Raw genomic sequence first — 14636 nt, 5'->3', positions numbered from 1 at the left:
AATTAATCCCTGTTCTTTCATAACAATAAATGAGATACAATCTGTTCAACCCCAATCTTTATCTTGACGACTGTGATAAAGTTCCAGCGCACGCATAATAAGCGATGAATCTACAGTAACGACTTTGATATTATCTGTTTGATAACACTGATTAATAAACTGAACTGATGCTGTGCGGTTTACTGCACTTAAAGCATTACCAACTTCTATCAAAACTGCTTCTGTTACCCATACTTCAACGGCATTTTTCACCCTTGGTAATAATGCTTTAGCTTGAGTATGGTATTGATCATTCTTGTTTAATAAAGCCTGAATAAATACTGTATCTAAAAATAGTCTTTCTTGATTCATTCTCTGATCTCATTGTCATATTTAGGAGTACCATATAAATAGTGATTATGTTGACTTGACCAATCACTTGGTGCTTCAATAGTTCCTGTTAATGCCTCTAGCACATCCCAAGCATTACCTTCAGCTTCTATATCTTCTAGTATTTCACCAAAAAGAGGATTATCCTTGTGCATTCCTGCGAATTTTATCCAAGGATGTTCGGTTTTAGCTGGTTCAATTTCTAAAGTTACTATTTCTGGTTTTCGTGCTTGAAAAAGTTGAATAAGATTATTTAATGCTTCCTCTTTATTTGCACCAAAACCTTGACATTCTGGTAAACTTAACAATGTAGCTTTAACCGTGCCATCTGCTTGATTTTCAATCAACACATCATAAGTTAACTTGGGTGCAATTGTGGAAAGAGCATTTTTAACAGCTAAAATCATGATATTTTTACTCTGCTAACTCTGAAGTGATTATAACATAATAGTTAAAAACAGTTAGAATTATCATCTACATGATTTTAATATTTATAGAATTTTATTAGCGATCGCCCATTTTATATTTTATCATCCTGTCAATCCTTTAATCTTGGATATCCTGATTCAGACAAATAATAAAATTTATTCCCAAACTTCCTCAATTTATGGTATTTCTACCCTGATTATAGTCTTCTATATTTTTTCTGATTTGACTAAAAATATCCTACCTCATGACTAATAATAATATTGTTCGTCAACTACATGATATGGCGGAACAATTTCATATTTTTGAATGTGTTCCTTGTGCTATAGCTTTGCGTCAATTCCTGATTAATCAGAAAATACCTGGTAGAGAAATTAACTTGTTTACAGGGAGTACAGAAGACCCATTCTGTAATATCTACCATGAAGTTTTACAACAAAATATCTCCATTAACGGTAGACATTATGCTATTGCAATAGAAATTAATGGACAAGAACTAATTTTTGACAACATTCACCCTGAAGGAATTTCTAGGGTAAACTGGATAAATAACTTATATTGCGTTATACAAGATTTAGGTGGAGAATTTCAAATTACTGAAACAGAATTTTAACCGGAGAAATATTATGTTAGATTTATACGATTTAATCCGCAATATTCAAAAACGTCCAGCTATGTATTTAGGAAAGGCAACCATAGCTAACCTTCGCACTTTTATCGCTGGTTACAGTTTTGCACGTCGTCAAATTCAAATACCTCAAACTTCTCAAGAACAAGAGTTTTCAAATTTTCAAACCTGGATACAACAAAAATATAATGTTGCTTATAATCAAACTTGGGATCAGATAATTTTATTTTTCTCTAAAGATGAAAATACTGCTTTTGAGGATTTTTTTAAATTATTTGATGAATTTACACAAACAGATTCTATTTCTAAACAGCAAGAGAATGTCAAAGTAAGTTCAGCCACTATAGTGTAATCGTTATACTTTTGAGAAATAAGGGACAAAACAAGGAATCAAAATAATTTATTGGCAACCTTGCAAGAAAATCGCTTAATGCAAACAGAAGAACAAGTTACAAATTTTGAAAATGCTTTAGTTGAAATTAGGACTTACGCACAAGTCACGGAATAATGAACCACGAAGGAACGAAGAAAAGAGGGTTTGAGAGATATTTTGCGTAAGTCCTGGAAATAGCTGATAATTCTGATGAAAATAATTTACCTGCCTATCATCTGGTTTTAGATGATCAATGTCAACAGCCAGAAGTGATGTTTAGCTTAATTCATTTTCTGGAATCTTTTGATATGGAAAATGTCAACCCATATTCCGCACTTCACAATGTAGTATCCATCTTTTCAAGAATTATTCCTAATAAGGGTTAAACTGTTCAATATTAATACTTAAAATGATGGATAAAATATGTGTTTTATTAAACGATAAAAAATAAAATTATGGAAATATTCGCGTATTACAAAATGAAGTGCGGAAAGTGGGTGTCAAGTTTATCAAAATCTATTACATTCAGCTAATTTAAACACTCCTCATTTTATCTATCATCTTTTAGAAGAGAGTATTATCAATAAATTGGAAATTAAAGAAAGTGTATTAACGTGATTGTCTGATAGCGTAGCGTGGCGCAAGCCATATCAGGATTACCAGGATTTAAGGATGTACAGTATTGTTATTTGTAGGTTTTCTATGAATATTTAATGATTATAAATTATGATTCAGAGGAAAATATATTTTATATTATTCACAACAACCTATATTTTCTAAAAAACATCCTGTTAATCCTTTAATCTTGGACATTATCTTGACTTCGCTCGATAACCACCTGATTCAGACAATATTAATCCTGTAAATCCTGGTTCGGAAATTTTACTACTTATACAAATTAAGATATACTCCAATCTTCTAAACACAAATTAGGAACTTTTTCAAAATCTTTCCAATTACGAGTTACTAAAATCCCATTGACTGATAATGTAATTGCAGCAATGCGTAAATCTTGAGTACCAACGCGGATTTTTGTCTTTAATTCGGAGATTTAATTTCTAAAGTGACAATCTTAGCATTTCCTAAACGAACTTGCAAAATCTTATCTAATTCTTCTATTGCTTCGGTTTCTGTATTCCCTAAACCTTGACATTCTGGTAAACTTAATAATGTCGCTTTCACAGTACCATCTGCTTGATTTTCAATCAACACATCATAAGTTAACTTAGGTGCAATAGTAGGAGAAGGATTTTTCACAGCTAAAATCATGATATTTCTACTCTTCTAATTCTGAATTGATTATAACATAATACTTGAAAATAGTTAAAATTATCATCTACAGGATTTTAAGATTTATAGAATTTTATTAGCGATCGCCCATTTTATATTTTATCATCCAAATCACCGAAACAGAATTTTAACCGGAGAAATATTATGTTAGATTTATACGATTAATTTGGCTCAAAATGAGCTATGTTTCGTCCAACGGTAATTCGTGACAACTGACTAACTATGAATTCTCGGTTCTGGGTGTAAGGTTGATAATAATTGACTTTCCACCTCTGCTAATTCATCTAATCTGTCCATGACGATTTTGCGGTCATAATAGGTGTCAGCTAAAACCCAATAGGTGCCAAAATGTCTGGCTTCTGATGCCATTAAACTGCGGTAAAATTGAGCTAGTTCTGGTTCTGGACAGTTAGCAGCTAGGAGTCCTAAGCGTTCATGACTGCGAGCTTCGATTAAGCCGGTGACGAGTAAGGAGTCTAAAAATCTCTGGGGTTCTTGTCCCCTAACTTGGGATTTTAACCCTGCACCGTAGGGGGGTGCGGATAGGGCTGCTAGTTTGATCTGACGGCGTTCTAGCCATTGATTAACGAGTTCAAAGTGTTCGAGTTCTTCACGAGCGATCGCTGTTAACTCCCTGACCATTTTAGCATTAGAGGGATAGCGAAACATCATATTTAATGCTACTCCGGCAGCTTTGCGTTCACAGTGGGAGTGGTCTAATAAAATAATATCAAGGTTAGCGATCGCTTGCTCTACCCAAGCATCACTGGTAGGTTGTTTAAGGGCGTTGATTGTGGGTAAAGGTGAACTCAGCACAGCGAGGAAACTCCAAATTTGATAATTATTTTTAATCTAGGAAAAAGGACGTTTGCCGAATTATTTCTATAATACAATAAATTTGGGCGTTGCTGAATGAAAGTATCAATTTGTCTCACGCAGAGGCGCAAAGAGTAAGAGTTGGAGAAAGGGAATTTTCGATTTTCATACCGCCATTATTCAATGCCTAAATTTGATTATTTATTAACGGACACAAACGGTAGTTTTAATAAACTGATGACATTAAAATCTCTAGTTTCTTCGGGTACACCAAATTGGATGGTTTCTGGTTGGGGTGGATAATAACGGGATTGAAATATTATATCCCAAATGGTTAACAAACTGGTGTAATTACTATTTAAATATTTTGTTAGTTGACAATGATGAGCGCGATGATAATTAGGTGTGACAATAAAATAACTCAGAAATTTATCTATTTTGAAGGGTAAAGCAAAATTACTATGATGAAAAACTAAGGATATAGCAAATAAAGATTCATATAATATCCACGCATTTGGGGTAATTCCCAATAGATAAATTAACCCAATTTTGGGGATGTTGGAGACAATTACTTCTCCTGGATGAAAGCGGTAAGCTGTGGATATATTCATCCATTTATCTGTATGATGGACTTTGTGAAACCGCCAAGCAAAATCCCAAGTGTGGATTAATCTATGCCACGTATACATATATAAATCCAGCAACAAAAAAGAGATAATAAAGTGCAACCAGGGTGAATTTAGATCATAAAAAAATCCCTGTGATAAAGTTGGTTTCCAGAGAAATTTTAAGATTAAAATAATTGTGAGATTAACCGCTAAAGAATTTACTAAACCTAAAATTAAATTGTGAATAACTCTTTTAAGTAAAGTTTGATGATAGGGAAAAAAAGGAATTGAGGTTTCTAGGATTCCAAATATTACGATACTGCTGACAACAGCCAGAGATTTATATTCCATTTTGTTTGATGTCCTGATAATTCTGCCGTAGATGGGTCAATTTTTTCTCTCTATTTATAAATTTTACCATGAATATTTTCTTGAGTCTCAAGAACAAAGAACAAGATCCCCGACTTCTTAAAGAAGTCGAGGATCTGAAACTCTTAATTTAAGAAAATTTTGTTAAAAATCCCAATAATTGCTTAGTTTTTGGTGTGAGTAAAGTTTTGCGATAAGCGTCTGCGGCTTTTTTAATTGCTTCTGCTTGGGTGGGGTAAGGATGAATTACAGTGCTAAGTTTACTTAAACCAATATTGTTAACAATAGCTGTGGTAATTTCGGAAATCATCTCTCCTGCATGATTAGCAACTATGGTTGCACCCAGGATTTGATCTGAGCCTTTTTTGTGATGAATCTTTAAAAAACCAGATTCTTCATGATCGGCGATCGCTCGATCTATACGAATATAAGGAATCTTAATAGTTTCTATTTTTATACCCAATTTTTCCGCCTCCTTTGCATACATCCCTACATGGGCAATTTCCGGGCTGGTATATGTCACCCAAGGCATCACTAAACTACTGAGTTTAGCTCGTCCCCAACCAAAGGGCGAAAACAGGGTATTTTTAATCACAATTCGCGCTGCTGCATCTGCCGCATGGGTGAATTTCCAATTCATGCAGATATCACCAGCAGCGTAAATTTTCGGATTTGTGGTTTGCAAATAATCATTTACTTTCACACCGAAGGTTTGATCATATTCTACACTCACTGCCTCTAAATTCAAATTTTCCACATTTGGCGCCCGTCCCGCACCAACTAATATTTCATCAACTGTCACCGAATCTCTTTCACTATTCACAGAAAAATAGAGGCGTTTTCCTTCCGTAACTGTAACTACTTCTTCCAATTGACAATTTAATACTAAACGAATCCCTTCATCAATTAAAACTTTTTGCAAAATTTCTGCTGCTTCTGGATCTTCCTGATTTAAAATATGTGAACCGCGATGAAATAATGTCACTTCACAACCCAAACGCCGGAATGTTTGTGCTAGTTCACAACCGACAGGCCCACCACCAATCACTGCTAATTTTTCGGGTTTTTGAGTCAGAGAAAAAACAGTTTCATTGGTTAAATAACCGGCTGCTTCAATTCCCCGAATTTTCGGTTTAACAGCCCTAGCACCTGTCGCAATCACAGCTTTTTTAAATTTTAATGTTTGCTGATCAACTTCTATAGTATTGTTACTTTTAAATTTACCAGCACCTAAAAAAACATCAATTCCTAAACTTTTAAATCTTTCCACAGAATCATGATGACTAATACTCGCCCGAATCCGCCGCATTCTCTCCATAACTGTGGCAAAGTCTACATCAAATTGCTGGGAAATATTAATCCCTAAATCCTTGGCTTTTTTGATTTCTTCGACTACACGAGCAGAACGAATTAAACATTTAGAGGGGATACAACCAAAATTTAAACAATCTCCTCCCATGAGATTTTTTTCAATTAAGGCTATTTTCAAACCCAAATCTAAACCCGCAGCCCCCGCAGCTACAACTAAACCCGCAGTTCCCCCACCAATAACTACCAAATCATAATCATCAGTCGGTTGGGGATTTAGCCAGTTATCAGGATGAACATTTTTGATTAGTTTTTGATTAAACTCATCCATTGGACGCATTGTGACTCTGGGAGATTCTGAATTTGACATTAGTATTACCTCTAAATGGTCAGGTATCAAGTATATTTTTGATTGGGCGATCTTTTTTATAGATACATCATTATCAAAAATTTGTCAGGTTTATATTTAACAAATTCCCTAAAATTGTTGCAGATGAGAAATAGAAAGTTATCATAAAATCTCCTCTTCTAAAGCTTTTTTAGCGATCTTAGTTACATAAACTGTGACAGCAATTGTCGCTATGAATCCGATGATTTGAATTACCCAGTGAAGAATCGTATTATTGGGTTGATTCTTATTACCAATTAAGGCTAAATCTCCTACTAAATAACCAAAATAAACATACATAATTGTTCCGGGAATCATCCCCAATGAACCAATTAAATAGTCTTGAAAAGCAACACTAGTAATTCCAAAAGCATAGTTTAATAAGTTGAAGGGAAAAAGGGGAGAAAGTCGGACTAATAAGACGATTTTTAATCCTTCTTTACTAACGGCTTTATCAATGATGGCAAATTTTTTATAACTAGATATTTTCTTTTTTACCCAACCTTGAGCTAAATAACGTCCTACTAAAAATGCAGCTACAGCACCCAAAGTAGCACCAATAAACACATACAAAGAACCCCAGATTACCCCAAAAATTATCCCAGCACCTAAGGTGAGAATTGCGGCTGGTAAAAAGGCTAAAGTAGCAATAATGTAGATACCAATAAATACTATTCCCCCCACAGCACCAAGACTATTAATCCATTGTAAAGTATTTTGTAAAAATGACAGGAAACCGAGAGAAGATACACTAATAGATTCCTGTAATAAAGCTAAATCTATTGCTGATAAAAACGTCATGACCATAAGAGTTATTTACAATTTTGAAGAAGAGTACCAATTACGAATTCGATGTGGGGATATCCCTAGTAAATAAGCGATGACAATAATTTGATTCCAAAGAGTAGTTCGGATAATTCCCTTTTTTAACCATCTGCGAGGTGAGGTAATTACAGGTGTTGGTAATAGATAAATTTTTCCCAGATTTTTTAATTTTCTCATAAGTTCAAAGTCTTCCATAATTGGAATTTGTGGGAAATTACCAACTTGCCCGAATACATCTTTGGTGAGAAAAATTGCTTGATCACCATAGGGCATTTGCCAAAGATGCGATCGCCATTTTACCCCAAATTCGACCAAACGCAAGCCCCAATCGGGGGCATTTATTCGTAAAGCAAACGCACCAGCGACAATTCCCGGTTTTACTAAGGTTGTACGAATCATCTGCTCGAAATTAGTCGGTAACCGAGTATCAGCATGGAGAAACAGCAAAATCTCCCCACTAGCAGCCATAGCACCCGCATTCATTTGATTAGCACGTCCGGGAGGAGAAATAATCACCTGAACATTTAAGGATTTGGCTATTAATAATGTTTGATCTTGTGAACCACCATCAACTATAATGATTTCTATATGACTGCCAATTTGACTGCTAATAACTGCCTCCTGAATATTATCAGCTTCATTGAGTGTGGGAATAATAATAGAAATTAAGTCCCGATTAAAATTTTGATTTATGATTTCCGTCATGATTTTCAAAATATTTATGCAACAAATAGTAAACTTTTGCCATTTTCTTGAAACCTGATAATATTTAAACAAGTTCTACATTCTCTCAATAATCATGCTATTTCTCCAAGTTATTATATGTATTACTTTAGTAATTTTCATCGGCTCATCACTTTCCCAAAGTGCCGATATATTAGCAGAAAAAACCGGAATGGGACGAACTTGGGTAGGAACAATTCTCTTAGCGGGTGTCACATCTTTGCCGGAACTAGCCACAGGGACAAGTGCCATTATTCTGTTTAACTCTCCAGACCTAGCTGTAGGGGGCATCTTGGGCAGTTGTCTCTTTAATTTACTCATTTTGGCATTACTTGATATTTACAACGGAGCTGAACCCGTACTACAGCGAGCGCAGATTAGTCATGGATTAGCCGCTAGTTTGGGCTGTGTCATGCTAGGTGTGACGACTCTAGGAATACTCCTAGCGAAAACAGAAATGAATTTAGCTGTAGGATGGGTGGGTATCCCTAGTATCATCTTACTCTGGCTCTATTGGTTGAGCGCCCGCATGATTGCTCAATTTGAGATGAGACGACGCGCACAAGTGCTAGAGGAAGAAATTGAGGCTTTTCAATATCAACATATTACCTCAAAACAAGCATATCTGAGGTTTATTTTCCTCTCAGTCATAATTGTAATTCTCGGTATTTGGTTGGCATTTTTAGGTGATAGAGTTGCAGAGGTAACTGGATTAGGACAAAGCTTTATTGGTGCAATTCTCTTAGCTACAGCCACTTCCCTTCCTGAAGTAGTAGCATCATTAGCTGCTATTCGACTTAATGCCGTTGATTTAGCAGTATCCAATATTTTTGGTTCTAATATCACCAATTTAGCAATTTTGGGTGTTTATGATTTGGTGTATTTACAAGGTAATCTTTGGTTAAACATCAGTCAGATACATATATTTACTGCTATTGTTGCCATGATTATGACTTCAGTAGCTATTAATGGGCTAATTTACCATGCTGTCAGTGGTTCACGAATGTACATTACCTGGGATGGATTAACTCTAGTTGCCCTCTATATTGGCGCAATGTACGTGATTTACCGGGATATATTTTGATGGGAATTAAGGATTTTTTTCCAAATTATCTAAAACTCCACTACGAATCATCATTTGTGGCCAAATTAACAGAAAAAATCCCATCCAAATTAATAATGGAATAGCTACTAAAATTGTCACCCAAATAATTTTAAATATTGACCAACTAACGCTAATTAATGTGACAGCAGTGAGGATAATTGACCAAGGCTGACACCACCAAGGTTTATATTTCCAAGGGCTAATTGTTTGTTCTTCAGACATTTTTGGATCAAAAAACTGGATTTGCTAGGAATATTATATCAGCATTTATCCTCATATTTTTTGATCATCATTTATTCGTAACTTTGACTACTTTTAGTCTTTTTGCAAGAGTTCTCAATAGACGGCAAAATATATTATAATATTGTTACATATTTGTTAAGAAAGGTTACATTACTCTTAACAAAAGGAAATATTGTTTATGGTTGTTCCCCGTGAGAAGAATGCACCACATGAGGTTGTTATCGTTGGTGGTGGTTTTGGTGGACTGTATGCAGCCAAGGCGCTTGCGAACACGAAGGTAAATGTTACTCTGATTGATAAACGTAATTTTCACCTATTTCAGCCGCTTTTATATCAAGTTGCCACAGGTACGCTATCACCCTCGGACATTTCCGCACCACTACGATCTGTATTCAGCAAAAGCAAAAATACAAAGGTGTTGTTAGGAGAAGTAACTGATATTAATCCTAAAGCGCAACGAGTTATTTTTGGTGATGAATCCATACCTTATGATACATTAATTCTAGCCACTGGTGCTAATCATTCCTACTTTGGGAAGGATAATTGGAAAGAATTTGCTCCTGGTTTGAAAACGGTGGAAGATGCGATAGAAATGCGCCGGCAGATATTTTCAGCATTTGAAGCCGCAGAAAAAGAAAGTGATCCGGTAAAACGGCGGGCTTTGTTAACTTTTGTGATTGTGGGGGGAGGTCCAACTGGTGTAGAATTGTCAGGTGCGATCGCCGAGTTGGCATACCAAACTCTCAAAGAAGATTTTCGTAACATTGACACCGCAGAAACGAAAATTTTACTATTACAAGGGGGCGATCGCATTCTCCCACACATTGCCCCAGAACTATCGCAAGTAGCAATAGAATCTTTACAAAAGTTGGGTGTGGTTATTCACACTCAAACCAGAGTCACAAATATTGAAAATGACATTGTTACTTTCAAGCAAAACGGTGAATTGACAGAAATTCCCTCAAAAACTATCTTGTGGGCAGCGGGTGTGCAAGGTTCAGCTTTGGGGAAAATCCTTGCAGAACGGACAGATGTAGAGTGCGATTTCTCTGCCAGAGTAGTTGTAGAACCTGACTTGACTATCAAGGATTATAAAAACATTTTCGTAATTGGAGACTTAGCTAATTTCTCCCATCAAAATGGTAAACCCTTACCTGGTGTTGCCCCCGTAGCCAAACAACAAGGAGAGTATGTAGGTAAACTCATCAAACGACGGCTGCAAGATCGGACTTTGCCAGAATTTAAATACAATGATGTGGGTAGTTTGGCAATGATTGGGCAAAATTTAGCCGTTGTAGATTTAGGCTTCATCAAACTCACAGGTTTCATTGCTTGGGTATTTTGGCTAGTAATTCACATCTATTTCTTGATTGAGTTTGACACTAAACTAGTAGTAGTAATTCAGTGGGCATGGAATTATATTACTCGGAATCGGCGCTCTCGATTGATTACAGGTAAAGAGGCTTTTTTAGCAACACAACCTGTTAACAATAGTGGCGATTCCCAACCCAACAAAAATAAGCAGCCAGTCAATCTCTAGTATTTGTGGTTGGCATTAAGTAGCTCAACTAAAAACACTTAAAACCCAAATCCTTGACCACTTAGAGAAGTCGGGGATTTATTTTTTTGCATTTAGTTATTCTCATCAAATACCCAGAAAATTTATTCCTGTAACCAATTTTCTAAACTTAATCCTTCAACTCTCAATAAATCACTATCATTAGAAACCAGAATAAATCCTTTAACAATAGCAGTTGCAGCAATTAAAATATCTTCTGTTTGGATTGGTAATCCTCTTAATCTAAGATTTGCATGAATTTCTGAGGCTTTTTCTAAAATTGCTAAATCATCCAAGAAAATAATTTGATAATCCTTACAGAAATTATCAACCCTTTCTAATTGTTTAATTGCGTTGACTGCAAATAAACCTCTTTTAATTTCAAAGTAAGTAACGCAAGTGATACTTAATAATCCTTATTGAGATTGAAATTCTTTTAATCTTTGCTTAATTTTGGGATTATTTTTCAGTTCTAAGGAGACAACACTGGTATCTAATAAATATGCCATATTTTTTTATTTCCGTTTAATCATTTCATCAAAAATTGCTATTTGTTCGGGAGTTAATTCATTTAAAGTTCCTGCTACTGCTTCTGTCACCATAATCCCGCTACAACGTGTTCTTAGATCCTGATCTTTCATACTATTAAACTCATCAATAGGTAAGTTTTGCTGAAATAGATTACATAACTCTTGAATCATTTCCTCTGCGTTAAGTTCTTCCTTAAATAAAGGACGTTCTTCCATCAAAATATTAACTATTTTCTCAATTCTGCTGATCATGGACTCTTGTTGAAGTTCTGTTGATAACATAATATTTCCTCCTAGGAAATGTAAATGATATTCATGGATGTCATTTATTATAGCATTTTTTAGTTTTGTGATGTCTGTTTATTACTCCAGTGTTAATTTCTTGCTAATGGCTGAATGCTTGAAAATATTAGTTTTTTACAGTGATATTGAATCTATATTTGTAATATTTTTTAGTTCTAACCCTGACTCTGTTAGGAATGTGCTATTATAACCTCATATAAATAACAGTAGTTAAACCACATATTAAATTATTATTAAAACACATTGACTCTGTTAGGAATGTGCTATTATAACCTCATATAAATAACAGTAGTTAAACCACATAAATTCATGGATATTGCTGTAATTGTTAAGTTTCTCGCTCCCTGTCTGCCTTTTCTGATGACTATGGGTAATAAAGCCGCAGAAGGGGCATCTCAAAAAGTCGGTGAGGATGTTTGGAATAGGGCTAAAGTGATTTGGGCTAAGTTACAGCCGAAGATAGAAGCCAAGGAAGCAGCAAAAGAAGCAGCGGAGGATGTAGCTAAAAATCCCGATGATGAAGATTTACAAGGCAGCTTGCGAGTACAACTGAGGAAGATTTTGGAAGCGGATACAGCGCTCGCTGAAGAAATAGCCAAGATTTTACAAGCAGGGATTGATAAACCTGGTGACAATATTCAAATGATTGCTAACGCTTACGATAACAGCACGGTGAAGCAGGTGGGTAAAATTGAAGCTGATAGTGTAACTTTTTAATCAGTCACATTTCACAGGTAGGGGTTTAGTTAAACGGGCGGTTAGAAACCGCGTCTACACAGGCAAAACCCACCTGCGTGGGTTTCAAATCCTTGATTTTCCTTAGTTAAACGGGCGGTTAGAAACCGCGTCTACACAGACAAAACCCACCTGCGTGGGTTTCAAAGCCTTGATTTTTCATTAGTCCGCGCAGGCGGACTTCGTTTGTGTAGCCGTGAATTCCATTCGCCGGGGCTAAATACAATTTATACAATGTCGCGCTATCTTTCGAGTTCGCAGCTATAAACCATTTACCTGCTGTAAGCTATGACAAATGAATCTAACCCCAATCACCAAAATAATATTAAAATGAATGTTACGGCTTTTGGTGATGGTAAAGCGACTCAAATCGGACAATTAAATGCCCAGCAGGTACAGATTATTGTTGACAGAATAAATCCTGCTATAGAACGAATTGAACAACTTGCTAAACTAGAATCACCGGGGATTCTCAAAGCTGGGAATCCTCATAAAAGTTTGGCTTATTGGCAAGGAAGAACAGCAGAAATTGCCAATTTAAAACAATGGTTAAATAATCCAAATATTCCTCTAATTGGTATTGAAGGTATTGGTGGTATAGGCAAATCTATGTTATCAGCCTATCTTTATGAAGATGAAACAATAGCAGGTTTGACAAAACGATTTTTGGCTGATGTGAGTTATGGGGCAATTTTTACTGATGTGGCTACTCAAGTTTTGCAAGAATTTGGTTTTCGAGTTCCGGAACAAGAAACACAATTAGTACAAGCTTTGGTGAAATGTTTGCAGTCAGGTGAATATTTATTGATTATTGATAACTTAGAAAGTCTGTTAACAACAGATGGAATTTGGGCAAGTCAATTCTATGAGGAATTTTTTACAACTTGGGTAGAATGTGGGGGTAAAAGTAAGGTAATTGTCACCACGAGAGAAAGACCAAAATTACCGAAAAGATGGGAATGGCTACCCTTATCAGGTTTAAAAATAGAAGATGGCATCAAACTATTAACAGCTTTAGGTATTCAAGGAAATTTAGAGGAATTTGTCAAATTAGTAGACGGTTATCCGTTGCTGTTGAGATTTGTAGCAGATTTATTAATAGAAGAATATCCCCAAGACCCGAATTTAAAAAGATTGGAAAATTTAGGTTTGGGAAATTTGCAGCAATTATTAACAGATAAAAAAGTGGTTGGCCAGCACCGTCTGGAAAATGTGGGGATGGTGTTGGTATTAGATGCCAGTTTTGAGCGTTTGAATGAGTTGCAAAAGTCCCTATTACAAAATATTAGTGTTTATCGTGGGGTCGTAAATGCTAAAGCCGCAATGGCTGTATGTTTAGGAAGTTCAGAAACAGAGATTGAGAGAGAATTAAGAAATCTTGTCAAGCGTTCTTTTTTATCAGAAAAATTGATTGATGATGGCAGATGGTTTGAGTTTCAGCCTGTGGTGTTGGAATATGTGCGATATAAAGCAGGTGATCAGACAGAAGCACATCAAAAAGCCATTAATTATTATCAGTCAATTGCTAAACAACAACCTTGGCAAACTAAAGATGATATTCAGGAATATTTAGAAATCTTTTATCATTTTTACCAATTAGCAGATTATGATTCAGCATTTGAGGCAATTCGCCATTGCGATGATTTTTTGACTTTGGGGGGTTATTATGCCAACCAAGTGGAATTATATAGGCAGTTGGTAAATAAATGGTCGAAAACGAATGATAAAGAAAATTGGCATTATACAGCTTCTCTGATTTCATTAGGCAATGCTTACTACTCCCTGGGACAGTACCAAACGGCGATCGCATTCTACCAGCAGTCTTTGGATATAAAAAAGGAGATAGGGGATATTCAGGGGGAAAGTATTTCCTTAAACAATTTAGGCAATGCTTACGACTCCCTGGGACAGTACGAAAGGGCGATCGCATTCCACCAGCAGTCTTTGGATATAAAAAAGGAGATAGGGGATATTCAGGGGGAAAGTATTTCCTTAAACAATTTAGGCAATGCTTACGACTCCCTGGGACAGTACGAAAG

18 protein-coding genes and 1 pseudogene are annotated in these 14636 nt (G+C 35.7%); 7 read left to right on the top strand and 12 right to left on the bottom strand.

Annotated features, from left to right (window positions below; all coding sequences use genetic code 11):
- Nucleotides 1-45: 45 nt before the first annotated feature.
- Nucleotides 46-351 carry a type II toxin-antitoxin system VapC family toxin gene (locus PN471_RS14515; protein ID WP_271777457.1) on the bottom strand — a complete coding sequence of 102 codons (306 nt, stop codon included), beginning with the start codon at nt 349-351 and terminating at the stop codon, nt 46-48.
- Nucleotides 348-776, bottom strand: coding sequence for a type II toxin-antitoxin system HicB family antitoxin (locus PN471_RS14510; RefSeq protein WP_271777456.1), 429 nt, complete (start codon nt 774-776; stop codon nt 348-350). The genes PN471_RS14515 and PN471_RS14510 overlap by 4 nt, the downstream gene beginning before the upstream one ends.
- A 266-nt stretch (nt 777-1042) precedes the next feature.
- On the opposite strand from PN471_RS14510, the gene PN471_RS14505 reads away from it, so the two are divergent.
- The 3 genes from PN471_RS14505 to PN471_RS23475 all read left to right on the top strand — a co-directional run bounded on the left by PN471_RS14505 (nt 1043) and on the right by PN471_RS23475 (nt 2182).
- Nucleotides 1043-1408: a papain fold toxin domain-containing protein gene (locus PN471_RS14505; RefSeq protein ID WP_271777455.1), complete on the top strand. Its 366-nt coding sequence runs from the start codon at nt 1043-1045 to the stop codon at nt 1406-1408.
- 13 nt (nt 1409-1421) lie between these two features.
- Nucleotides 1422-1775: a hypothetical protein gene (locus PN471_RS14500; protein WP_271777454.1), complete on the top strand. Its 354-nt coding sequence runs from the start codon at nt 1422-1424 to the stop codon at nt 1773-1775.
- Nucleotides 1776-1984: 209 nt separating this feature from the next.
- Complete coding sequence (locus PN471_RS23475; protein WP_442867159.1) at nt 1985-2182, top strand: Imm30 family immunity protein; 198 nt, start codon at nt 1985-1987, stop codon at nt 2180-2182.
- A 512-nt stretch (nt 2183-2694) separates the two neighbouring features.
- Here the strand turns inward: PN471_RS23475 and PN471_RS14495 are convergent.
- The 7 genes and pseudogenes from PN471_RS14495 to PN471_RS14465 form a co-directional block, all read right to left on the bottom strand.
- A pseudogene (locus tag PN471_RS14495) lies at nt 2695-2829 on the bottom strand (type II toxin-antitoxin system VapC family toxin); the annotation flags it as partial.
- 5 nt (nt 2830-2834) lie between these two features.
- Nucleotides 2835-3065 (bottom strand): hypothetical protein, encoded by a 231-nt coding sequence (locus PN471_RS14490; protein WP_271777453.1) that lies wholly within the window; start codon nt 3063-3065, stop codon nt 2835-2837.
- Between the two features lie 237 nt (nt 3066-3302).
- Nucleotides 3303-3902 carry a tRNA-(ms[2]io[6]A)-hydroxylase gene (locus PN471_RS14485; RefSeq protein WP_193893688.1) on the bottom strand — a complete coding sequence of 200 codons (600 nt, stop codon included), beginning with the start codon at nt 3900-3902 and terminating at the stop codon, nt 3303-3305.
- Nucleotides 3903-4099: 197 nt separating this feature from the next.
- A complete protein-coding gene (locus PN471_RS14480; RefSeq protein ID WP_271777452.1) occupies nt 4100-4861 on the bottom strand; it encodes a sterol desaturase family protein in 762 nt (253 codons plus the stop codon).
- A 148-nt stretch (nt 4862-5009) separates the two neighbouring features.
- Nucleotides 5010-6557, bottom strand: coding sequence for a mercuric reductase (locus PN471_RS14475; protein ID WP_271777451.1), 1548 nt, complete (start codon nt 6555-6557; stop codon nt 5010-5012).
- A gap of 141 nt (nt 6558-6698) precedes the next feature.
- Entirely contained in the window at nt 6699-7382 is a 684-nt protein-coding gene (locus PN471_RS14470) for a TVP38/TMEM64 family protein (RefSeq protein WP_271777450.1), read from the bottom strand.
- Between the two features lie 9 nt (nt 7383-7391).
- Nucleotides 7392-8105 (bottom strand): TIGR04283 family arsenosugar biosynthesis glycosyltransferase, encoded by a 714-nt coding sequence (locus PN471_RS14465; protein WP_271777449.1) that lies wholly within the window; start codon nt 8103-8105, stop codon nt 7392-7394.
- Nucleotides 8106-8199: 94 nt separating this feature from the next.
- Between PN471_RS14465 and PN471_RS14460 the strand changes: the two genes are divergently transcribed.
- Entirely contained in the window at nt 8200-9207 is a 1008-nt protein-coding gene (locus PN471_RS14460) for a sodium:calcium antiporter (protein WP_271777448.1), read from the top strand.
- Between the two features lie 6 nt (nt 9208-9213).
- On the opposite strand, the gene PN471_RS14455 is transcribed toward PN471_RS14460, so the two are convergent.
- On the bottom strand, nt 9214-9450 hold the full coding sequence (locus tag PN471_RS14455) for a DUF6737 family protein (RefSeq protein WP_271777447.1): 237 nt from the start codon (nt 9448-9450) through the stop codon (nt 9214-9216).
- A gap of 199 nt (nt 9451-9649) precedes the next feature.
- Here PN471_RS14455 and PN471_RS14450 point away from each other — a divergent pair, with 199 nt between their 5' ends.
- Nucleotides 9650-11011 (top strand): NAD(P)/FAD-dependent oxidoreductase, encoded by a 1362-nt coding sequence (locus tag PN471_RS14450; RefSeq protein ID WP_193893706.1) that lies wholly within the window; start codon nt 9650-9652, stop codon nt 11009-11011.
- 122 nt (nt 11012-11133) lie between these two features.
- Here PN471_RS14450 and PN471_RS14445 read toward each other — a convergent pair whose 3' ends face one another.
- A complete protein-coding gene (locus tag PN471_RS14445) occupies nt 11134-11433 on the bottom strand; it encodes a PIN domain-containing protein (RefSeq protein WP_334311921.1) in 300 nt (99 codons plus the stop codon).
- A gap of 111 nt (nt 11434-11544) precedes the next feature.
- A complete protein-coding gene (locus PN471_RS14440; RefSeq protein WP_271777446.1) occupies nt 11545-11841 on the bottom strand; it encodes a hypothetical protein in 297 nt (98 codons plus the stop codon).
- A gap of 330 nt (nt 11842-12171) precedes the next feature.
- On the opposite strand from PN471_RS14440, the gene PN471_RS14435 reads away from it, so the two are divergent.
- Nucleotides 12172-12579: a hypothetical protein gene (locus PN471_RS14435; RefSeq protein WP_271777445.1), complete on the top strand. Its 408-nt coding sequence runs from the start codon at nt 12172-12174 to the stop codon at nt 12577-12579.
- 306 nt (nt 12580-12885) lie between these two features.
- Nucleotides 12886-14636, top strand: a 1751-nt coding sequence (locus tag PN471_RS14430; RefSeq protein ID WP_271777444.1) for a tetratricopeptide repeat protein, incomplete at its 3' end; no start/stop codon positions are given.

The organism is Aphanizomenon sp. CS-733/32, from assembly GCF_028330045.1.
GTDB classification, from domain to species: Bacteria; Cyanobacteriota; Cyanobacteriia; order Cyanobacteriales; family Nostocaceae; genus Dolichospermum; species Dolichospermum gracile.
The sequence above is the reverse complement of the archived record's forward strand: the minus strand, read 5'-3'. Positions and strand labels throughout refer to the sequence as shown.